General features: G+C 71.3%; 17 protein-coding genes. 10 read left to right on the top strand and 7 right to left on the bottom strand.

Features of this window, described 5'->3' with window-relative positions; all coding sequences use genetic code 11:
• Positions 1 to 102: 102 nt before the first annotated feature.
• A complete protein-coding gene (locus tag BrevBR_RS07925) occupies positions 103 to 1,941 on the top strand; it encodes a TonB-dependent receptor plug domain-containing protein (RefSeq protein ID WP_340000527.1) in 1,839 nt (612 codons plus the stop codon).
• On the opposite strand, the gene BrevBR_RS07930 is transcribed toward BrevBR_RS07925, so the two are convergent.
• Both BrevBR_RS07930 and recQ read right to left on the bottom strand, forming a co-directional pair.
• Complete coding sequence (locus tag BrevBR_RS07930) at positions 1,925 to 2,833, bottom strand: aldo/keto reductase (protein WP_340000528.1); 909 nt, start codon at positions 2,831 to 2,833, stop codon at positions 1,925 to 1,927. The two genes, BrevBR_RS07925 and BrevBR_RS07930, sit on opposite strands and share 17 nt — an antisense overlap.
• Positions 2,834 to 2,909: 76 nt before the next feature.
• Positions 2,910 to 4,781 carry a DNA helicase RecQ gene (gene recQ / locus BrevBR_RS07935; RefSeq protein WP_340000529.1) on the bottom strand — a complete coding sequence of 624 codons (1,872 nt, stop codon included), beginning with the start codon at positions 4,779 to 4,781 and terminating at the stop codon, positions 2,910 to 2,912.
• Positions 4,782 to 5,529: 748 nt separating this feature from the next.
• Here recQ and BrevBR_RS07940 point away from each other — a divergent pair.
• The 9 genes from BrevBR_RS07940 (at position 5,530) to BrevBR_RS07980 (ending at position 13,422) form a co-directional block, all read left to right on the top strand.
• Complete coding sequence (locus BrevBR_RS07940; protein WP_340000530.1) at positions 5,530 to 6,429, top strand: class I SAM-dependent methyltransferase; 900 nt, start codon at positions 5,530 to 5,532, stop codon at positions 6,427 to 6,429.
• 38 nt (positions 6,430 to 6,467) lie between these two features.
• Positions 6,468 to 7,160 carry a pseudouridine synthase gene (locus BrevBR_RS07945; protein WP_332638884.1) on the top strand — a complete coding sequence of 231 codons (693 nt, stop codon included), beginning with the start codon at positions 6,468 to 6,470 and terminating at the stop codon, positions 7,158 to 7,160.
• The gene (locus BrevBR_RS07950) at positions 7,157 to 7,807 is read left to right on the top strand and encodes a phosphoribosylanthranilate isomerase (protein WP_340000531.1); all 651 of its coding nucleotides are present in this window, start codon (positions 7,157 to 7,159) and stop codon (positions 7,805 to 7,807) included. The genes BrevBR_RS07945 and BrevBR_RS07950 overlap by 4 nt, the downstream gene beginning before the upstream one ends.
• Positions 7,808 to 7,870: 63 nt before the next feature.
• Positions 7,871 to 9,055, top strand: a complete 1,185-nt coding sequence (gene trpB, locus BrevBR_RS07955) for a tryptophan synthase subunit beta (RefSeq protein ID WP_340000776.1) — start codon at positions 7,871 to 7,873, stop codon at positions 9,053 to 9,055.
• Positions 9,056 to 9,058: 3 nt separating this feature from the next.
• Positions 9,059 to 9,520 carry a hypothetical protein gene (locus BrevBR_RS07960; protein WP_332638844.1) on the top strand — a complete coding sequence of 154 codons (462 nt, stop codon included), beginning with the start codon at positions 9,059 to 9,061 and terminating at the stop codon, positions 9,518 to 9,520.
• Positions 9,517 to 10,347 carry a tryptophan synthase subunit alpha gene (trpA, locus tag BrevBR_RS07965; RefSeq protein ID WP_340000532.1) on the top strand — a complete coding sequence of 277 codons (831 nt, stop codon included), beginning with the start codon at positions 9,517 to 9,519 and terminating at the stop codon, positions 10,345 to 10,347. The genes BrevBR_RS07960 and trpA overlap by 4 nt, the downstream gene beginning before the upstream one ends.
• Positions 10,348 to 10,356: 9 nt before the next feature.
• Positions 10,357 to 11,250 carry an acetyl-CoA carboxylase, carboxyltransferase subunit beta gene (gene accD / locus BrevBR_RS07970; RefSeq protein WP_340000533.1) on the top strand — a complete coding sequence of 298 codons (894 nt, stop codon included), beginning with the start codon at positions 10,357 to 10,359 and terminating at the stop codon, positions 11,248 to 11,250.
• Between the two features lie 23 nt (positions 11,251 to 11,273).
• Positions 11,274 to 12,137 carry an alpha/beta hydrolase gene (locus BrevBR_RS07975; protein WP_340000534.1) on the top strand — a complete coding sequence of 288 codons (864 nt, stop codon included), beginning with the start codon at positions 11,274 to 11,276 and terminating at the stop codon, positions 12,135 to 12,137.
• Between the two features lie 10 nt (positions 12,138 to 12,147).
• Entirely contained in the window at positions 12,148 to 13,422 is a 1,275-nt protein-coding gene (locus BrevBR_RS07980; protein ID WP_340000535.1) for a bifunctional folylpolyglutamate synthase/dihydrofolate synthase, read from the top strand.
• 22 nt (positions 13,423 to 13,444) lie between these two features.
• Here BrevBR_RS07980 and BrevBR_RS07985 read toward each other — a convergent pair whose 3' ends face one another.
• From BrevBR_RS07985 to addB, 5 genes are all read right to left on the bottom strand, one after another.
• Complete coding sequence (locus tag BrevBR_RS07985) at positions 13,445 to 13,714, bottom strand: hypothetical protein (protein ID WP_332638849.1); 270 nt, start codon at positions 13,712 to 13,714, stop codon at positions 13,445 to 13,447.
• A gap of 94 nt (positions 13,715 to 13,808) precedes the next feature.
• Positions 13,809 to 14,117: a hypothetical protein gene (locus BrevBR_RS07990; RefSeq protein WP_332638850.1), complete on the bottom strand. Its 309-nt coding sequence runs from the start codon at positions 14,115 to 14,117 to the stop codon at positions 13,809 to 13,811.
• Between the two features lie 86 nt (positions 14,118 to 14,203).
• Positions 14,204 to 14,542 carry a thioredoxin gene (gene trxA, locus BrevBR_RS07995; protein ID WP_332638851.1) on the bottom strand — a complete coding sequence of 113 codons (339 nt, stop codon included), beginning with the start codon at positions 14,540 to 14,542 and terminating at the stop codon, positions 14,204 to 14,206.
• Positions 14,543 to 14,666: 124 nt separating this feature from the next.
• Entirely contained in the window at positions 14,667 to 18,161 is a 3,495-nt protein-coding gene (addA, locus tag BrevBR_RS08000; RefSeq protein ID WP_340000536.1) for a double-strand break repair helicase AddA, read from the bottom strand.
• Positions 18,158 to 21,244, bottom strand: coding sequence for a double-strand break repair protein AddB (gene addB, locus BrevBR_RS08005; RefSeq protein WP_340000537.1), 3,087 nt, complete (start codon positions 21,242 to 21,244; stop codon positions 18,158 to 18,160). Before addB ends, addA begins: the two co-directional genes overlap by 4 nt.
• Between the last annotated feature and the right edge of the window lie 18 nt (positions 21,245 to 21,262).

The raw sequence follows: 21,262 nt of genomic DNA on the forward strand, positions 1-21,262 counted from the left end.
GAAGCGACCCGACCCCAGCGCCGTACCCCTTCGTCGGGGACGGGTCGGTCGCTTTCACACGCCGCCGCGCAGCGCCAGCGCGGGGCAGACGGAGACCCGCGCATGACGCGATCCATCCTCTACGCCACGGCAGCCGCCGTGCTGTTTCCCCTGTCCGCCCACGCCCAATCGGCCGACGATCCCGATGCGGCCTTGCCCGAGGTGGTGGTCACCGCCACCCGCCTGCCGGCCATCGTCGCCGACACGCCTGGCGCGCGGGTCATCGACCGCGCCGCCATCGAGCAACGCGGGGCGGTGTTCGCCGCCGACATCCTGCATGACGTGCCCGGCGTGTCGGTGGTGCGGTCCGGCGCCTTCGGCGGCGTCGCCCAGGTGCGGATGCGCGGCGCGACGCCCGGCAAGACGCTGGTTCTCATTGACGGCGTGCCGGTCAACGATCCGGCCGAGGTGAACGGAGCCTTCGACTTTTCCAGCGTGGAGCTGTCGGATATCGAGCGGATCGAGGTGTTGTCGGGACCGCAGTCGTCGCTGTGGGGATCCGACGCCATTGGCGGGGTGATCGCCTTCACGACACGCGAACTGGATGGCTTCGGAGCCGATCTGGAGGCCGGGTCGTATGAGACCCTGCGCGGCCGGCTGGCGGCGGGTGTTTCCGCAGAACGCTACGGGTTCGGCGCCTGGGTTTCGCATTTCGACACGGACGGTATCTCCGCCGCCGACGCGGCCGACGGCAATACCGAGGCCGACGGCTTCACCTCGACGACGATCGGGGCGCGGGGGCGCTACGCCTTCAGGCCGGACGTCGCCGTGGACGGATCGGTCCGCTGGACCGACAGCGACGTCGATCTCGACGGCTACGCCGCGCCAGCGTTCGTGCTGGCCGACACGCGGGATGCCCAGTCCAGCGAGCAATGGTCCGGCTTCGGGCGGCTGCGCCTGGAGGCCCTGGGGCTGGCGCATCAGTTCAGCGTTTCGGCCTCGGACATCTCGCGCGAGACCGTCTCGGCCTTCCCTTCGGCGTTCGAGGCGGACCGGCAGGTCTTCCGCTGGCAGGCCGACGGCTCGGCGGCGGGCGTCGACTTCGTCATCGGGGCCGAGCGCGAGGACACCGCGGGCAGCCTGTCGACGGGCCTGACCGAGGAGTTGGGCGCGACCTCGGTGTTCGGGACGGCGCGGATCGATCCGACGGAGCGGCTCAGCCTGACCGGGGCCCTGCGGTTCGACGATACGGATGATTTCGGGTCGAAGACGACGGGCCGGGTTTCCGGCGCGTTCGCAGCGGGCGCGGGCTTCATCCTGTCGGCGGCGTACGGCACGGGGTTCAAGGCGCCCTCGATCAGCCAGGCGGTGTGCGACTTCTGCTTCTCGTCACAGCCGTTTCCGGTGCTGCGGCCCGAGACGGCGGAGGGGTATGAAGGCGCGATCGGTTGGGGATCGGCGGATGGTCGGATCGGAGGTCGTCTGACTTTGTACCGGCTGAACGTCGAGGACCAGATCACCTACGTCTTCGATCCGGTCACTTTCGACAGCGTCTACGTCAATGTGGCCGAGACAGCGACGGACGGGGTCGAGTTCGAGGGACGCGGCCGGCTGGGCGGCGGGTTCGATCTGACGGTGGCATACGCCTGGACCGACGCCCGGGACGAGACGACAGGTGCGCGGCTGCTGCGCGTGCCGGAGCAGGCGGGGTCGGCGACCCTGGGCTGGACCGGTCAGCGGCTGTCGGGCGCCCTGACCGTGCGAGCCGAGGGCGATCAGGACGACGCCGGCGGGGTGCGCGAGGCCTTCATCACGGCCAATCTGAACGGGTCGTATGCCCTGACCGACAAGGTCACGCTGACGGCGCGGATCGAGAATCTGGCGGACGAGCGCTATCAGCAGGTGTTCGGCTACGGCGAGCCGGGACGGTCGGGCTATGTCGGGGTCAGGCTGCGCTACTGATGCGGCCCCGTCCTTGAGAATTGGGGCCGGCGGCGGAAGCCGTCGCCGGCTCCAGCTGCATTGAGGCCCAGTCCAGCGCCGGCGTCGGGGCGTGGGCGGCGGCGACCACGGCGCGCAGTTCGGCGGCCGAGGCGACGCTGGCGACCACGGCCGAGACTTCCGGCAGGCCCAGGGCATAGGCGAGGGTCGCCTGCATCGGATCGACGCGAGCCTCGGCCAGACGGCGGCGGATTCGCGACAGGGTCGGGGCGTGGCGATGCATCTCGACCGGCAGGGCCTCGCTGTTCATGAACAGCAGGCCATCGGCGAAGATCGACGAGGCGTGGACGGTCACGTCCAGAGACGCCAGTTCGGACAGGACGCCGGCGTGCTGGGCGCGCTGGTCCAGCAGATTGCATTTCAACTGGACGATATCGGGCTGGAAGCGGCGGGCCAGCAGGGCGGGGCCGTCCTCGACAGAGGCGCAGAAGCCGATGCGGCGATACAGGCCGCGGTCCTTGAGGGCCAGCAGCCTGTCCCAGAGGGCGCGACCCTCTGTGCCCGCGAGATCCGAGGCGGAGGAGATCAGCAGGGCGTCGCCGCGCGGCAGGCCGAGACGCTCCAGCGAGCGGCGGGCGCGGGCCTCGACGCGGTCGACGCCGTCGTTGACCGTCACGGTGCGGACCGAGACCTGGAAGGGCGAGGGGAAGGGCCAGGACTGGCCCAGCCAGCGTTCGCCGTCGCCGTCCGGGCGGGTGGCGACGCGGGTCACGCCGGAATCGGCGGCGGTCTGAAGCAGGATGCGCAGCGATTCCTCGCGGGCCCCGGCGGGCGCGGGAATGGCGCGGTCCGGCGCGTGGACAACGGCCAGAGCGAGTTTGTCGACCGGAATCGGGGCGCGGTTCGGGATCACCGAGGGACTGTGACGGCGAAAGTTTAAGGCGCCCCTTCCAAGACCTTGACCGAACCTTACCTCGCGAACGCCGGTTTCAATCCACAGCCTGTGCCAGAGCGGCCAGAACGCCCTTGCCGTAGCGGTCCAGCTTGGTCTGGCCGACGCCGGAAATATGGCCCAGCGTTTCGAGGTTTCCGGGCTCGGCGAGGGCGATTTCGAGCAGGGTCCTGTCCTGGAAGATGACGTAGGGCGGCACGCGCTGTTCGGATGCGCGGTCGCGGCGCCAGGCGCGCAGGGTCTCGAAGCGGGCGCGGACGTCGGCGTCCATGGTTTCCAGCGCGGCGTTGCGTCCGGTCCGGACGCGTTCCTTCGAGCCGACCACGCGGGCGGGCGTCAGGCGGACCTCGACGACGCGCTCGCCGCGATAGACGGCGCGGACGGCCTCGGGCTCGCCGATGCGGACCAGCGGCTTGCCATCGTTCGGGTCCTCGAGCAGCAGGCCCTCGAACATCAGGTGATCGACCACGTCGCGCCATGTGTGCAGCGCGACGTCGGCGCCGATGCCCCAGGTCGACAGGGCGCTCTCCCACGGCTGGACATCCTTCGTCTTGCCCAGCAGGTGGTCGCTGACGCGGGTCTTGCCGAAACGCTCGCCCAGCCTCTGGACAGCGGCCAGCGCCTTCTGGGCGTGGACGGTGGCGTCGAAGACGGCGGGCGGGTCGAGGCAGATGTCGCAGACGCCGCAGGGCCGGGCCAGGGTCTCGCCGAAATAGCGGCGCACCGTCTGCGGCCGGCAGGTCGCGCCATCCAGCATGGCGAACAGCTGTCGGGCTTTCCGGACCTGCACGGCCTTGACCTCTTCGGCCATGGGGCGGCCGTCGAGGCGTTTCAGGGTCCAGGCGATGTCGGAGGGGCCGTACAGGGTGATGCCCTCGGCGGGCTCGCCGTCGCGGCCGGCCCGGCCGATCTCTTGCCAGTAGGCTTCCAGCGAGCCGGGCGGATCGGCATGGATCACGAAACGGACGTCGGCCTTGTCGACCCCCATGCCGAAGGCGATGGTCGCCACCATGACGGCCCCGTCCTCGGCGAGGAACCGTTCGAGACGGCGGTCGCGGTCGCGGGCGTCCATGCCGGCGTGGTAGGCGATGGCGTTGGTTCCGGCGTCCTTGAGGGCCTGCGCCACGCGTTCGCAGCCGTCGCGCGAGCCGCAGTAGACGACGCCGGACTTGCCGCGCCGTTGACGCACCAGATCGATGACGGCCAGGTCGGTCTTCGCCCGCGAGGCGTTCTCCTTGCGCACCGCCGACAGCTGCAGGTTCGGACGGGCGAAGCTGTCGACGACGACCTTCGCGCCTTCCAGATGCAGCGAGCGGACGATGTCCTCGCGTGTGCGGGCGTCGGCGGTGGCGGTGACCGCGATGCGCGGCACGCCGGGGAAGAGTTCGGCCAGTCGGCCCAGGGTGCGGTAGTCGGGACGGAAGTCGTGGCCCCACTGGGAGACGCAGTGCGCCTCGTCGATGGCGATCAGGCTGAGCGGCAGGTCGTGCAGCCGGTCGATCAGATGCGGCTGGGCGAGGCCCTCGGGCGAGACATAGAGCAGGTCCAGCTCGCCGGCCCGCGCCTGACGCCAGATGGCCGAGCGGTCGTCCATGGAGACGCCGGAGTCCAGCCGGGCGGCGGCCACGCCCTGCTGTTTCAGCGCCTCGACCTGGTCGGTCATCAGGGCGATCAGGGGCGAGACGACCAGGCCGAGGCCCGGGCGCAGCATGGCCGGGATCTGGTAGCAGACCGACTTGCCGCCGCCGGTCGGCAGCACGGCCAGCACGTCGCGTCCGGCGAGGATTTCGCTCACGACGTCGGCCTGAAGCCCGCGGAAGTCGCCGTGGCCCCAGACCCGCTCCAGCGTCGCGCGGGCGTCGGCGAGCGACGGCGGGGCGACTGACGCTAAGGTTGTATCCGCGAGCATGGTGCGCTTGTGCCTCATTTGTTCTCGTTTGTCAGCGGGGAATTGGGCGCACGGGAACGCCGCCTGTGGAGCAGGCGGTTGAGGGAAGGCGTGCGGAGCGCCGGGCCTGCGCCCGGAGTTCGTTTTGGGTTACCGTTTCGACGCAGACAGACGCTCCGCGCGGAGATTGGGTCGGAAGCTTGCGTCCGGTGGCGGTCTTATCGCCTTACCGCAGCGCCTCCGGCGGGCGGGCCGTGCTTGCGACACGGTCCCCGGACCGGACGAGTATCCCCCTCGTCCCTGACACCTGACCGGCGACTGTGCGACCGATCAGGCCCCGGGCGTTGGCTGTCTTGCTTGAACAGCCGGGAACCGGGCCCCCGCTTCTCCACATCCCGCCGCCAAAGATCGCAAGGCCTCTGCGCCTCCCCCGCGACGGGACGGGGGAATTATGAGGGCTCCGGGAGGGGGGCTGAGGATTCAGTTTGGGAAAAGCGGAAGGGGTTGATCGGGCGAGATGTTTTCTCGCCAATGCGACTATCTATAACCTGATCCTTCTCCCGTCGGGAGAAGGTGGCCCGGAGGGCCGGATGAGGGTCGGACGGGCGAAGCGGCGAAGCCGCCCTTCACAGTCGACCCTCACCCTTTCGCGCAAGGACGACGGCTGCGCCGCCGTGCGCTCAAGCCCTCTCCCAATGGGAGAGGGAGAGCGAAGCGGTGGAGACGGCCCCGTTTCCTGCGCCCCTACATTCCCGCTATAGCCCCGGCCATGACCACCCTTCTGTATGGCCGCCCGCCGGCGGTGTTCGATCCGCCCGGGGCGGCGACCCAGGTTTCGCCGCTGATTCCCGGCTCGAAGCCGCTCGAGGACGTGGCCGAGGGTTCGGCCGACGAGATCATGATCTACGCACCGCCCGGGGTGCTGGAGCGGCGGCATACGCTGGCGCTGGCGCTGAAGGCGCTGAAGCCCGGCGGCCGGCTGGACGCCATGGCCCCCAAGGACAAGGGCGGGTCGCGGCTGAAGAAGGAGCTGGAAGGCTTCGGCCTCGAGGTCGGGGAGAGCGCCAAGGCGCACCACCGGCGCTGCGTCGTCGTCCGTCCGGAGACCCTGACCGGGATCGACGAGGCCATCGCGGCGGGGGCGCCCCGTCTGGTCGAGGGGCTGGAGGCCTGGTCGCAGCCGGGCGTCTTCGCCTGGGACCGGATCGACGCGGGGTCGTTGCTGCTGGCGCAGACGGCGCCGGCGTTGAAGGGGGCGGGGGCCGATCTGGGCTGCGGCTACGGGGCGCTGGCGACGGTGGTGTTGCGGTCGCCGGCGGTGACCTCGCTGCGGCTGATCGATCTGGACCGGCGCGCCATCGCGGCGGCGAAGGAGAATGTGACCGACCCGCGCGCGACCTTCGAATGGGCCGATGCGCGCACGGTCGAGGCGGCCGGCGATCTGGACTTCATCGTCACCAATCCTCCGTTCCACGACGGCGGGGCCGAGGACAGGCGGCTGGGTCAGGCCTTCATCCGGCAGGCGGCGGGGATGCTGGGCAAGGGCGGCGTATTGTGGCTCGTGGCCAACCGCCACCTGCCCTATGAGGCCGAGCTGAACGCGGCCTTCAAGCGCGTACGGATGGCCGCCGACGCGGGCGGCTACAAGGTGTTCGAGGCGGTGAAGTGAAAACCCCGACGAGCCGCGTCGACAGGCTGTTGGGCTCGATGGGCTATGGCTCCCGGACCGAGATGGCGCGGCTGGGCAAGGCCGGCGGGATCGTGCTGGACGGGGCGGATCTGACCGATGTGTCGAAGCGGATCGCGGTGACGCCGGACCTGCCGGCGCGGATGGAGATCGACGGCGAGCCGCTGGATCCGGTTCCGGGTCTGGTGATGATGCTGAACAAGCCGCTGGGCATGACCTGTTCGCGCAAGGAGGACGGGGCCCTAGTCTATGACGTCCTGCCGCCGCGCTGGAAGCGGCGTGATCCGGCCATCTCGACCATCGGCCGGCTGGACAAACAGACCACGGGCCTGCTGCTGCTGACCGACGACGGCGATCTGCTGCACCGGGTGATCAGTCCCAAACGGCATGTGGCCAAGGTCTATCGCGCGACCCTGGCGCGGCCGCTGGACGGGAGCGAGGGCGACGTCTTCGCCGCCGGCGGTCTGGTGCTGGAGGGCGAGGACAAGCCGCTGTCGCCCGCGGTGCTGGAGGTGCTGTCGCCGACGGAGGCGCGGCTGACGGTGACCGAGGGCCGCTATCACATGGTGCGGCGAATGTTCGCGGCGGTGGGCAACCACGTCGAGGCGCTGCACCGCGAACGGGTCGGCGGGCTGGCCCTGCCGGACGATCTGGCGCCGGGCGAATGGCGGCTGCTGGACTCCGCCGGGATCGACGCCATCTTCGCCCCATGACCCAGGCCAAGATCTGCGGACTGACGACGCCGGATGCGCTGGACGCGGCCCTGGCGGGCGGCGCGGCCTTCGTCGGCGCGGTGGTGTTTCCGAAGAGTCCGCGCCACATCGCGCCGCTGCACGCCGCCACCCTGTTCGAGCGGGCGCGGGGCCAAGGTCCGGGCAAGGCGAGGATCGTGGCGGTCACGGTCGACGCCGACGACGCCCTGCTGACCGAAATCGCCCTGATCCTGAAGCCGGACCTGATCCAGCTGCACGGGTCCGAGACGCCCGCGCGGGCCGAACGGGTGCGGATGCTGACCGGAGCCGGGATCATCAAGGCCCTGCCGATCCGGACGCATGAGGATCTGGCCGCGGCCGACGACTGGGAGCCGTTCGCCGATCATCTGATGTTCGATGCGAAACCGCCCGAGGGCTCGGACCTGCCGGGCGGGGTCGGGGCGCGGTTCGACTGGGTCATGCTGGCGGACCGGGCCTTCCGTCACCCGTGGTTCCTGGCGGGCGGTCTGACGCCGGAAAACGTCGGCGAGGCGATCCGGATCTCGGGCGCGCCCCTGATGGACGTCTCCTCTGGCGTGGAAACCGCGCCGGGTGTTAAGGACCCGGCCCTGATCGCGGCGTTTCTGGAGGCGGTGCGGTCGGCCTGATTTCCGCCGCTCCCCCGCGCGAAGGCTACCGACGTGACCGCCATTATCCCGAACCAGTACGCCATGCCCGACGCCGAAGGCCGTTTCGGCCCCTATGGCGGACGGTTCGTGGCCGAGACCCTGATGCCGCTGGTTCACGAGCTGAACGCGGCCTGGGAGGCGGCCAAGGCGGACCCGACGTTCCAGGCCGAGCTGGACGGCTTCCTGACCGACTATGTCGGCCGGCCCAGCCCGCTGTATCTGGCCGAGCGTCTGACGGCCCACTACGGGACGGCGAACATCTGGTTCAAGCGCGACGAGCTCAACCATACGGGCGCGCACAAGATCAACAACTGCATGGGCCAGATTTTGCTGGCCATGCGGATGGGCAAGACGCGGATCATCGCCGAGACGGGGGCCGGACAGCACGGGGTGGCGACGGCGACTGTCTGCGCCCGCTTCGGACTGAAATGCGTCGTCTACATGGGCGCCACGGACGTGGAGCGGCAGTCGCCCAACGTCTTCCGCATGAAGCTGCTGGGAGCCGAGGTCGTGCCGGTGACCTCGGGACGGGCGACGCTCAAGGACGCCATGAACGAGGCGATGCGCGACTGGGTCACCAATGTCGAGGACACCTATTATCTGATCGGCACGGCGGCGGGGCCGCATCCCTATCCGGCCATGGTGCGCGACTTCCAGTCGGTGATCGGCAAGGAGACCCGGATCCAGATGCTGGCCCGCAAGGACAAGCTGCCCGACGCCTGCGTGGCGGCGATCGGCGGCGGGTCGAACGCCATCGGCCTGTTCCATCCCTTCATCGAGGATGCGGGGGTGCGGCTGATCGGGGTCGAGGCGGCCGGGCGCGGGCTGGACGGCCCGGACCATGCGGCCAGTTTGCAGGGCGGACGGCCCGGCGTGCTGCACGGCAACCGCACCTATCTGCTGCAGGACGACGACGGCCAGATCCTGGAGGGCCATTCGATCTCGGCCGGGCTCGACTATCCGGGCATCGGTCCCGAACACGCCTGGCTGAAGGACATCGGCCGGGCCGAGTATCGCGCGGCGACCGACGCCGAGGCGCTGGAGGCCTTCCAGCTGTGTTCGCGGCTGGAAGGGATCATCCCCGCGCTGGAGCCCAGCCATGCGCTCGCCCGGGTGGGCGAGATCGCGAAGGAAGTGGGCAAGGGCGGCGATGTCGTGCTGAATATGTGCGGACGGGGCGACAAGGACATTTTCGCCGTGGCGAAACATCTGGGCGTGGAGTTGTAGACTATGAAGATCGCAGGACTGGCCGCCGCGGCGGCTCTCATGGCCGCGCCCGCCTGGGCGCAGGATCCGGCGGCGCCGGCGCCGGTCCTGACCTCGCCGGACGCCCTGGTGCTGCCGGGTGCGACCCTGGCGCCGGATTGCGGCGGCTTGTACAACCTGGCCGGCCGCGCCTTCTGCGTCAGCGCGCCGCTGGCCGGCATCGGCGCCCTCGCCGAGGCCTATATCGCCGACCTCGGGACCAAGGGCTGGCTTCCGGCGGGCGGCGACGACAACCGGGTGGTCTTTGTGCGCCGCCGCGACACCGGCGGCTGCGACGGCCTGCAGATGCAGGCCTTCTACGACACCTCGGGCCCGGCCAGTCCGGGATCCCTGGGCTATCTCGGCTTCGGCCCGATTCCCGGCGACGTCTGCGCCGCCTCGCCTGCCGCTCCGGCCGGCCCGACGACGGTTCCGCCCGCGCAATGACCACCGCGCGTATAGACGCCCGTTTCGCCGCGCTGAAGGCCGAGGGCCGGGCCGGCTTCGTCGCCTATGTCATGGCCGGGGATCCGACGCGGGAGCAGGCGCTGGACATCCTGCGCGGTCTGCCGGGCGCGGGCGCCGACATCATCGAGCTGGGCTTTCCCTTCTCCGACCCTATGGCCGAGGGGCCGCCGATCCAGCGCGCCGCCCTGCGCGGGCTGAAGGCGGGGCTGACCTTGAAGGGGACGCTGGCGCTGGCCGCCGAATTCCGGGCCGGCGACGCCGACACGCCGGTGATCCTGATGGGCTATCTCAATCCGATCGAGCGCTATGGCTATGACGCCTTCGCCCGCGACGCGGCGGCCAGCGGCGTGGACGGCCTGATCGTCGTCGACTGCCCGCCGGAAGAAGCCGGGCCACTGTCGGATGCGCTGGATGCGGCGTCGGTGTCGCTGATCCGGCTGGCCACCCCGACCTCGGACGACGCGCGGCTGAAGATCATCGCCGAACGGACCTCGGGCTTCGTCTATTACGTCTCGGTCGCCGGCGTGACCGGGGTCAAGGAGGCGCAGGCCCTGTCGGTGGCCCCGGCCGTCGAACGGGTGCGCAGGGCCTCGGGCCTGCCGGTCGCGGTCGGTTTCGGGGTCAGGACGCCGGAACGGGCCGCCGAGATCGCCCGCGTGGCCGATGCGGTGGTGGCCGGCTCGGTCCTGGTCGACGAGGTCGCGGCCGCGCTTGAGGCGAACGAACCCGCCGCGGCGCGCGTTCTGGCCAGGGTGCGGTCCCTCGCCGATGCGGTCCGGGGTGCGCGCTTGAAAGAAAGCGTCTAAAGCGCCGCCATGGTCGACAAGAACAAACCTCCCCAGGAAAAACGCGGCGGCTGGCTGAGCCGCTTCGCCCCCGGCGTGCGCAAGATCGTCAGCCGGCGCGATACGCCCGAAAACCTGTGGGTCAAGGACCCCGACACCGGCGAGATGCTGTACCGGTCGGATCTGGAAAACTCGCTGTGGGTGACGCCCTCGGGCCGGCACATGCGCATCAACGCCGACCAGCGGCTGCGCTACACCTTCGACGACGGCGCGTTCGAGGCCATCGACACGCCCGACGTGCTCGAGGATCCGCTGAAATTCTCGGACGGCAAACCCTACAAGGACCGCCTGGCCGCCGCCCGCAAGGCCGCGGGCCGCAAGGACACGATGGCGATCGGCTTCGGCGAACTGGACGGCACGCCCGCGGTGGTGATCGTCCAGGACTTCAGCTTCATGGGCGGATCGCTGGGCATGGCGGCGGGCGAGGCCTTCATCGCCGCGGCCCGGGCGGCCGTCGAGCGGGGCGTTCCGCTGGTCTGTTTCACCGCCGCCGGCGGGGCCCGGATGCAGGAGGGCGCGCTCAGCCTGATGCAGATGGCGCGCACCACCCTGGCCATCCAGGAGCTGAAGGCGGCGCAGCTGCCCTTCGTGGTGGTGCTGACCGATCCGACGACGGGCGGGGTGACCGCCAGCTACGCCATGCTGGGCGACGTGCATCTGGCCGAACCGGGGGCCCTGATCGGCTTCGCCGGTCCGCGCGTCATCGAGGCGACCATCCGCGAGAAACTGCCGCCGGGCTTCCAGCGCGCCGAATATCTGCAGGAAAAGGGCATGGTCGACCGGGTGGTCGCGCGCGAGGACCTGCCGAAGGTGCTGGGCCAGATCCTGTCGATGCTGATGGGCGGGCGGCGTCGGGCGGCCTGATCCCGATGAACAGGACAGAACCCATGAGCCGCCTGTTCGTCCTGCTTCTGGCGATCGGTCTGATCCACGCCGGCGCCGTCCGGGCGGACCCGGTCACCGACCGCATCTATCCCGCGCCCCGGGCGCCGCTGACCACGGACGGTCTGACCGTGCCGGCCGAGGTGATCTCCGTTCGGACGCGGGACGGCCTGGATTTGCGCGGCATGGTCGCGCCCGGACTGCCGGATCGGCCTGTCCTGCTCGTCCTGCATGGAAACGCCTCCAGCGCCAGGGACGCGATCGACTGGTTCACGCCGGCGATCGACGCCGGCTACAGCGTGGTGGCGGCGGATTATCGCGGATATTCCGGCAACCCCGGCCAGCCGTCCGAACAGGGTCTGGCCGCCGACGCCGACGCCTTCCTGTCCCATGCGAGAGCTCTGGCCGGAGACCGTCAGGTGTGGATCGTCGGCCATAGCCTTGGCGGCGGGGCAGCCATGGCCCTGGCGGAAAGAGACGCGCCGGACGTCCTGGTGACCATCGGGACCTTCACCCGTCTGCGGGACATGGTCTCGGGCCTCTCCCGGGCGATGGTTCCCGACGCCTATCGCAATCTGGATCGGGCGCGAACGGGGACCGCGCCATGGTTCCTGATCCACGGTTTCGCCGACGATGTGGTCCCCCTATCGCATGGTCAGACGCTCCACGCCCTGGCCGGTCAGGCCGGGCGGAGCGGCGCCAGTTTCGCGATCGTGGGCGGCGGCCATCGCCCCGATGGCGTGGTCATGCTCCGGATCCTGGAAGCGATCCGCACGCGGGAACGGGGGCGGCCTCCGTCTCCCCGCGCCGTGCCGGACTCCGTCAAGGTGATTCCGTTCGGGCAGAGCACGCCCCTGTCCGCAGGCTGAGGCCCGCGACGTGGACCCCATCTCCGAACGGCTGAGGGCGCGCCACCCGCAGAGAATCGACCTGTCCCTGGACCGGATGAAGGTGCTGTGCGCCGCGCTCGGCGATCCCCAGCGGCGCCTGCCGCCCGTGATCCATGTGGCGGGCACCAACGGCAAGGGGTCGACCGTCGCCTTCATCCGCGCCATCGCCGAGGCGGCGGGCCTGAAGGTCCATGCCTATACCTCGCCGCACCTGGTTCGGTTCAACGAGCGCATTCGTCTGGGCGGCGAGCTGATCGGGGACGCCGCGCTCAACGACATCCTCGACCGGATCGAGGCGCTGGATGTCGAGGCGACGGTGTTCGAAAGCACGACCGCCGCCGCCTTCACGGCCATGAGCGAGACGCCGGCCGATCTGGCCATCGTCGAGGTCGGTCTGGGCGGCGTTCTGGACGCCACGAACGTGATCGAACGTCCGCTGCTGAGCGTCATCACCCCCGTCGATCTGGACCATGCGGAGTTTCTCGGCACGTCGCTGCCCGGTGTGGCGGCGGAAAAGGCGGGGATTCTGAAATCGGGCGCGCGCGGCCTGGTCGCGCGACAGTCAGAAGAGGCGATGGCCGCCATCGAAAAGGCGGCGCAGGCCGTCCATGCGCCCCTGACCGTCATGGGCGTGGATTTCGACGCCTGGGCCGAGCGCGGCGGCATGGCCTTTCAGGATCAGGAACGGTTCCTCGATCTGCCGGCGCCGGCGCTCATCGGGGCCCACCAGATCGCCAACGCCGGCCTCGCCGTCGCCGTGGCGCTGGAACTCGATCTGCCCGAGGCGGCGATAGCGGAGGGATTGCGCGCCGTGCGCTGGCCGGCACGCCTGCAGCGGCTGACCGCGGGGCCAGTCGGCGAGGCTGCCCGGGTGGCGGACGCCGAACTCTGGCTGGACGGCGGGCATAATCCACACGCGGCGCGGGCGCTGGCCGACGCCCTGGCCGAACGCCAGGCGAAGGCGCCGCAGCCGCTGGCCCTGATCGTCGGCATGCTGGCCAACAAGGACGCGGGCGGTTTTTTCGAGGCGTTGAAGGATTCGGGAGCGGCCGTTTTCACCGTGCGCTTCGACGGCGCGGCGGCGGAGCCGGACGCGCTGGCGGCGGTGGCGCGCGGCCACGGCCTGGGCGCGACGCCGTGCACCTCGGTGGATGAGGCGCTGGAACGGGCCCTGCGGCTGGGCGCGGGCCGGGTGGCGATCTGCGGATCGCTCTATCTGGCGGGCGAAGTGCTGGGCGCGGCGCGGGAAACCTGGCCGGACTAGGCCCCCGGGACCCGGGAGGGACCTAACCTCCGTCGGGGACGCGAACACGCTGAAGGTTGCGCAGGAACTCCCGGGTTTGCTGATCCTGAACGCCCGCGATCGGTATGTCGCGGCAGACCCGCTGCTGCAGGTTGGACCCGGTCGCCCGTTGAAGGCGGCAGACCCGGCGCGTCGAGCCCTGATCCGCGGGCTGACGCGCCTGGGCGGGCCCCGACGTCGGAGCGATGACGGTAACCGCCTGTCCCGTGTCGACAGACAGGGCTGCGGCGGCGATCAGGACGATAGTCAGCATCGGCTTGGCCTTCCGGGGTTATTCAACCTCAATCGAGAAGATCATCCATCGTCGCGGAGGCAATCAGGCGTCGCCTTCCACGTACAGATTCTCGTCACCCGTTCGGGCCGCCGGGCGTGGCGGCGGCGCCCTCGTCCGGGAAGCGGACGCGCTGCAGGTTGCGCATGAATTCGCGGGTCTGCTGGTCCTGGGCGCCGGCGCTGGCGCGACTGATGTTGCGGCAGACGCGCTGCTGCATGTTCGATCCCGTGGCGCGCTCAAGCCGGCAGACGCGGCGGGTGTCGCCCTCGGGCCCCGCGGGGGCGTTGGCCGGACGGGCCTCGGCGGGGGCCGGGGTCGTGGCGATGACGGTCACCTGGCCGCCGGCCAGCAGGGCGGCGGAGATGAGTGCGGCGGTCAGCATGGCGTGAGACTCCTGCGATTTTGCAACCGCAGGAGAACACCGATCGCCGACGGGGGCAAATCCGGGGCCGTTCGACCCCGGCCCGATCAGGCGGCGGCCTGTCCGATGCCGGATTCGGCCAGCCATTCGAGAATCTTGCCCTTGGGCATGGCGCCGACCTTCATCGAGGCCATCTGGCCGTCCCGGAACAGCATCAGGGTCGGGATTCCCTTCACGCCCAGTTTCGAGGGGATCATGGGGCTGTCGTCGATATTGACCTTGGCGATCGTCACCTGACCGGCCAGATCGTCGGCGATCTGCTCCAGGGCGGGCCCGATCTGTTTGCAGGGGCCGCACCACTCGGCCCAGAAGTCGACCAGCACGGGACGGGACGCCTTCAGAACGTCGGCGTCGAAGCTGTCGTCGGTGACCTTGATGGTGGCCATATCGATATAGTCCTGTCTGGCGCCGCCCGGGCGGCGCGAAAATGATCGGCCGTCAGACTGGTCTGATTCCGGCTCGTTGCCGAGGATGTGGGATGTTCCGCGGCGCAAATCAACGTCGCAGGGATCAGCCCGCCAGCGCCGCCTGCATCAGTTCGGCGGGTACGGCCATGAGCCGCGGCCCGTCGGTCCAGACCAGCGCCGCCTCGACGGCGCGATCGGGATAGAGCCGGGCCAGGACGGAGGCGTAGACCGCCATCTGCAGCACATAGGCCGGATCGGCGTCTTCTATCCGGTCGGGAGCGGGACGGTTGGTCTTGTAGTCGGCGACCAGCACCCGGTCGGGGGTGACCACCAGCCGGTCCATGCGTCCCGAGACCGGGATATCCCCGACCGAGCCGGTCAGGGCGACTTCGGCGCGAGACCCCGGACCGAACACCGGCGCGAACCGGATGTCATCCAGGACGCGGAAGGCGGCCCCGATCATTTCGGCGCGGGCGGCCTCGTCAAGGTCTCGCTCCCGGGACATGATGCGCCTCGCCGCGTCAGCCCGGTCGGCCGGCGCGATGTCGGGCAGGCGCTCCAGCAGGCGGTGGATCAGGTCGCCGCGCCGGAACCGGCCCAGCGGCGCGCCCGGCCCGGCGGTGGTCGCCAGCGGCGACGGGGCGGGGATGCGGGTCGTCTCCTCCATCTTCGACGGCGAAGCGAAGCGGGCCGCTCCGTCCGGCGCCGGCGGCTGCCGGGCCCAGAGCGGAACGGGCGCCAGGCCGCGCCCGGTTGAGGGGGCTGCGGCGAGCGTCTCCGGATCGACCCCGAAGCGCAGCACGCCTTCGCCGATGTCGCGCACGTTCAGCGGCTCGTCGTCGCCCAGCCGCTGGAAGGTTTCGGCGATGACGCTCCACCAGCTGCCGGCCTCGAAACCTTCCTCGGGCCGCCGCAGCGCCCGGCCCATGATCACCAGCCGGTCCCGGGCGCGGGTCAGGGCGACGTAGAGCAGACGCAGGGATTCGGCGTCGGTGCGGGCCACGCGGGCCTCGCGTGCGGCCTTCGAGGCGGGGCAGTCGTCCTTCGCCGAGCCGGGGCACATCAGCCAGCCCTCCCCTTCCTCGCCGTCCCCGTTCGCCGCGGGCATCAGGGTCGGGCCCTGGGGCTTGGCGCGGGAGGTGGTGTCGGGAAGGATGACAACGGGCGCCTCCAGGCCCTTGGCGCCGTGCACGGTCATGACCCGCACCTCGTTGCGGGCCCCCTCCATTTCGCGTTTGACCTCGACGTCGGCGGCTTCGAGCAGGGCGACGCAGGTCTCCAGATCGACGCCGCCGCGGTCCTCGGCGGCCAGGACCTGGGCCAGGGTTTCGTCGATCGCCTCCTCGGCCTCGCGGCCCAGCCGGGTCAGGATGCGGGCGCGGCCCGAGACGCCGGTCTCGTCGATCCGGTTCAGCAGGCTGGAGAAGAAGGCAAAGGGGTCGCGGTCGCGGGCGTCCAGCGCGGCCTGGACGAAGTCGCGAGCCCGGCGCCACTGCGGCTGTTCGTCGGCGCGGAGCCGCAGCTCGCGCCACAGCGACCGGCCCTCACGGCCTTCCTTGTCGGCCAGCGGATACAGGCTGTGCGAATCGCCGAAGTCGGTGACGTCGCAGAAGGGGCTGCGCAGGACTTCGGCCAGGCTCAGATCGTCGTCCGGATAGAGGGCGAAACGGGCGACGGAGATCAGGTCGTCGAAAACGATATGGCTGCTCAGCTTCAGCCGGTCGGCGCCGGCGACGGGCACGGCCTCGGCCTTGAGGGCGCGGATGATTTCCTCGAACAGGGCGTCGCGGCGGCGGACCAGCACAAGGAAGTCGCCCCAGCGCGCGGGACGCAGGCCGCCGGGCGCCTCGCGGTCGTGAACGGCGGTCCCCGCCTGGACCTGTTTGCGGATGTCGCGGGCCAGCGCCTGGGCCAGCTGTTTGCGGCCGCTGCGGGCGTCCTCCTTGTCGACCGGGGCGTTCCAGGCCTCGCGGTCGGGCGTGGCGGGGTCGCGGAACAGGGGCCACAGGTCGATGGAGCCGTGCTGGCCGACGCGGGCCGGATGGTGGGTCGGGATGTCGCCCGAAACGCCGACGAGGGCGCGGGTCCGCTCCGGCCCCTCGAAGGCGGCGTCGACGAAGGCCAGCACCTCTTCCGTGGACCGGAAGGAGGTGTCCAGCGGCACCTCCTCGAACGGTCGTCCGGCGCCGCGGGCCAGGGCCTCATAGGCCTGGGCCTCCTGCCGCAGCCGCTCGGGACGCGCGCCCTGGAAGGAGTAGATCGACTGTTTCTCGTCCCCCACGGCGAAGACGGTGCGGGGGATGCGCGGACTGTCGCCCCGGCGCGTGGCGCCCTCGCCGGAGAAGAACTCCTCGGTCAGGGCCTTGAAGATGGCCCACTGGTCGGGGGCGGTGTCCTGGGCCTCGTCGACGAGGACGTGTTCGATCCCGCCGTCCAGCTTGAACAGGACCCAGGCGGCGGTGGCGCGCTGCGTCAGCAGGTCGACCGTGCGGACCACGAGATCGGAGAAGTCGAGCGCGCCCTGCCGCGTCTTGGCGGTCTCGTAGAAGGCGGCGTGGGCCCGGGCGAGGGTCAAGGCCTTGACCGTATCGTCGGCGACCTTCGCGGCGCGCATGCGGTCGAGGACGGCGCAGTATTTGAGCGAGACCGAGTCGAGGTAGGCGGCGGCTGCGGGCGGGGCGCTCTTCGTGCCGAACTTCGTGCGGGCCTCGCCTTTCGAGTCGATGAAGAGCGCCTTCATGGCGGCGAGGCTGGAGTGGGGCGGGACCGCCTCGCGCATCTGGGCCGCGATCTTCTGGTCGTTGGCCGAGCCGGTCGCGAAACCGTCGGCGGCGGCGCGCCATTCGGAGGGGTCTAGCCAGTTGAGGAAGCCGGTCTCGATGGCGGCGGGCGTGTCGTCCTCCGACACGCCGGCGAGGATGTGCGGGCCGGGGGCGGCGCCCGACATGACCCGGTCGATATAGCCGGCCAGCTTGCCGCGCTCGGACTCGATCATGGCCAGAAGGGCGTGGAAGGATTTCCAGTCCAGCTCGACCGCGAAATGGGAGTAGGCCAGACCGACGACCCCGTCAGGATCCTTGAGCGCCTCGCGGGCCAGATCCTCGCGCGCCTGATGGGACAGGGCGACGGCGGCCTCGTTCTCCAGCACCTTGAAGGCGGGCGAGACGCCGGCCTCGATGGGGAAGCGGCGCAGCAGTTTCTCGCAGAAGGCGTGGATGGTCTGGATCTTCAGGCCGCCGGGCGTCTCCAGGGCGCGGGCGAACAGGCGGCGGGCCTCGCGCAGGTCGCCGGGGTTCAGGGCGGCGGGGTTGCGGCCGTCGAGGCGGGCCAGGTCGCGCGAAAGCTCGGCGTCGTCCATCACGGCCCAGCGGCCCAGTTTGTCGAACAGCCGGGCCTGCATCTCGGCGGCGGCGGCCTTGGTGTAGGTGACGCAGAGGATTTCGCCGGGCGGGGCCTTCTGCAGCAGCAGCCGGGCCACGCGGTCCACCAGCGTCGTGGTCTTGCCCGAGCCGGCGTTGGCCGTGACGAAGACCGACCGGCCGGGATCGGCGGCGGCGGTCTGGTGGGCGCGGGCCTGGTCGAGGGGGGAGAGGGTCATTCGGGCGCCTCGTCCTCGCCGCCGACGACGTGCCATTCCCAGACGCGGGCCAGATGGTCGTAGTTGCCGCCGAAATTGCCCATGAACTGCGGCGCGGCCCAGGAGACATAGGGCCGGGCCTCGTCGTCGAAGGCGGCGACGCCGTCGATCAGCCGGGCCAGTTCGCGCTCGGCGAGTTCGGCGGCGGTCAGGGGCTGGCTGCGGGTGACCTTGCCGACGTCCACGGCCTCGCCCGGCGTCTTGCGGCCCGTGACCTTGACGTAGAGCAGTTCTGACGCCGGCGTCGGCGGGGCGTCGGCGAAACCGCCGTCGGCGAGGATGGCGGCGGTCAGGGTCAGCTGGGGCGCGAACCCTTGCGCCACCTGTTTCGCGCTGGGGGTGGAGCCGGTCTTGAAGTCGATGATGGCGGCGCCGTCGGCGTCCAGCTCGATCCGGTCGGCCCTGGCGGTCAGGGTGAAGGGGCCGAAGGGGGCGCTGAAGGTCATCTGGCCCGTCTGCTCGATCAGCAGGGTCGCCCCGCGCGCCCGGCGCTCGCGCTCCCAGCCGGCCAGCCAGACGGCGCAGTTGCGGGCCAGCGGCGTCTCGCGGGCCATGGCGTGGTCCTCGAAGCCGGCGGCGTCCAGCTCCTCGCGCAGGAAGGTCTCGATCTGGTCGGCGCAGTCCTCGGGCAGGGCGTCGGGCCAGGCGACCACCACGCGTTCGATGGCGCGGTGGACGGCGTTGCCGCGCGCCATGGCCTCGGCCGAGGCGCCGGGGCGGTCGAGCTTCTGAAGCCCGAGAATCCGCTGGGCGTAGACGGCGTAGGGGTCGCGCACCCAGCGTTCGACGCCGGTGACCGGCAGCTGGCGCGGACGGCGATGAACCGGGGGCGTCGGGGCCGGGCGGCGCTCGTAGCGCGGCGGTCCCGGCGGCGGGACATCCAGCGCCCGGGCGGCGTCGAGCGATGCGGACGGGCGTTCGAGGACGATGGGAGTGGACGGGGCATGGGCGCCGCGGGTCAGCATCTCCAGCCGCCACAGCCAGCGCGACTTGACGGCGGGCTGACCGCCGCGGCGTTCGGAATGGACCAGTATGGCCTCGTCGGCGCAGGCGGCCTGGACGAAGTCCTGGGCGGTCTGGCCGAGACGGCGTTCGGGCGGCGGCAGGCCGAGGGTCTGGCGCATGGGCCGCGACAGGAAGGGATCGGTCGGGGCGGCGTTGGGCCAGACCCCCTCCTCCAACCCGGCCAGGATCATGCGGTCGGCCCGCACCAGCCGGGCCTCGATGGCGCCGAGGATGCGCAGGCGCGGCTGGGTGGCGCCGCCGGTGCGCACCGTCTCCTCGGTCAGCAGACCGCGGACCAGATCGGCGAACTCGGCCCGGGTCACGGCGCCCAGCGACGCCCCGCCCTCGATCAGGCTCGACAGCAGGGCGGCGGCGGCCTCGCCGTCGGGTCCGGCCCAGGCGTCCTGACCGGCCAGGGTCTCGATCAGCGCGGCCAGGGCGCGGGCGGCGTCGTCCAGCGGCGCCTCGGGCGCGAAAGGCGCGAGGGCGGCGGCGGACAGGGCCTCCAGCCGGTCGGCCAGACGCCCCGCGGCGGCCAGCCGGGCGCGGACCCCCTCGGACGGGGCCTTGCCGTCGTCGCGGGTTTCGCCGGCCTTGAGCAGGGCGCGGCGCAGGCGGGCCCAGTCGCGGTGGCGCGGGCCGCGCAGGGCGTGATGCTCGAGCGCCCGCAAGGCGGCGTCGGAGTCGGTCCCGCCGAGGTCCAGCCCGACCAGCGGGTGCTTCAGCAATCCCAGCAGGGCGTGGGGATCGAGCGGCGTGGCGACGAAGCGGACGGCGAGGTCGACCAGCCGGCCCGCCTGCATGCGCGACAGGGGCTGGCCCGAGGAGACGTCGGCGGCGACGCCCCAGCGCTCCAGCCGGGCGGCGACGCGGCGGCCGAGGGCGAGGTCCGGGGTGACGAGGGCGCAGGTCTTCCCCGGCGTCTCCAGCGTCTCGCGCATCATCAGGGCGAGGGCGGCGGCGGCGTCCTCCTCGGCGCGGACCGTGACGACCGACAGGCCTTCGAGCCCCCGGGCGATCGGATCGGCGGACTGTTCGCGGAAGGCGTCGGCGCGCAGGGCGCCGATGACCGTGCGCCAGTCGTCGGTGGCGTCGGCCGGGCGCAACGCCTCGTTGATCAGCCGCTGGCGGGCGCGACCTCGCGCCCCGGCGACGGGATGCTCCGCCGGCTGAAACCAGGGGCGGACCTCGTCGCGTTCGACGCGGCCGTCGAGCAACCGCCACAGGGCGTTCTGCGGATGCTGTTCGTTATCGCCCAGCGTGGCCCAGACCGCGGAATCCAGCTCGCGGTCCAGGCCCGGCAGGACGACGCAGCCGCGCGGCGCGGCGGCGACGGCGGCCAGGACGTCGGCGGCGGCCGGGGCGGTGCCGGTCGAGCCGGCGGCGATGACCGTCCGGGTCGGCGGCCGCTCGGTCCAGCTCGTGGCCAGCAGCCGCAGCAGGCGCGCGCGTCGCCAGGCGGGATCGACCAGCCCCATCGCTTCCAGCCTTTTCGGCCAGGCCTCGACGGCGAGGGCGAGGAATTCGGCGGACTCGCGCCAGTGTTCGGCCAGATCGCCCTCGACGAGGGTCGCGACCCGGTGCAGGTCCCCGATCTCCTCCAGCTGGCAGGAATCGAGGAAGCCGCCCAGCGCGTCGGCCATCTCCAGCGCGCGCAGTGACGACAGGCCGGGGCGGAAATCCTCGACGATCATCCGCGCCATCTCGAAGCGGCGGGTCAGGGGCGCGATGGCGGGCGGCAGGTCGAGGCCCAGTTCGCCGGGGGCGAAGGGCGGCTCGTCCTCCTCCAGATCGCCGAGCGGGCGAACCTGGGGCAGCAGCAGGGGGCGGCCGCCCGCCTGTTTCGACAGAGCGGCGATGAAGGCGCGGGCGGCGCGGCGATTCGGCAGCAGGATGACGGCGTCGGACAGGGCCTCGGGCGGATGGTCGCCCAGCCAGTCCAGCACGCCGGCGGCCAGATCCTCGAGGAAGGGCCGGCGCGCCTCGATGGCGTACCATCGCGGACCGGCGGGCAGGAAGGGATCGAAGCGCGGGGTCACGTGGCGCCTACCGCTCGA

Source organism: Brevundimonas sp. BR2-1, from assembly GCF_037626195.1.
In the GTDB taxonomy this organism is placed as follows: Bacteria; Pseudomonadota; Alphaproteobacteria; order Caulobacterales; family Caulobacteraceae; genus Brevundimonas.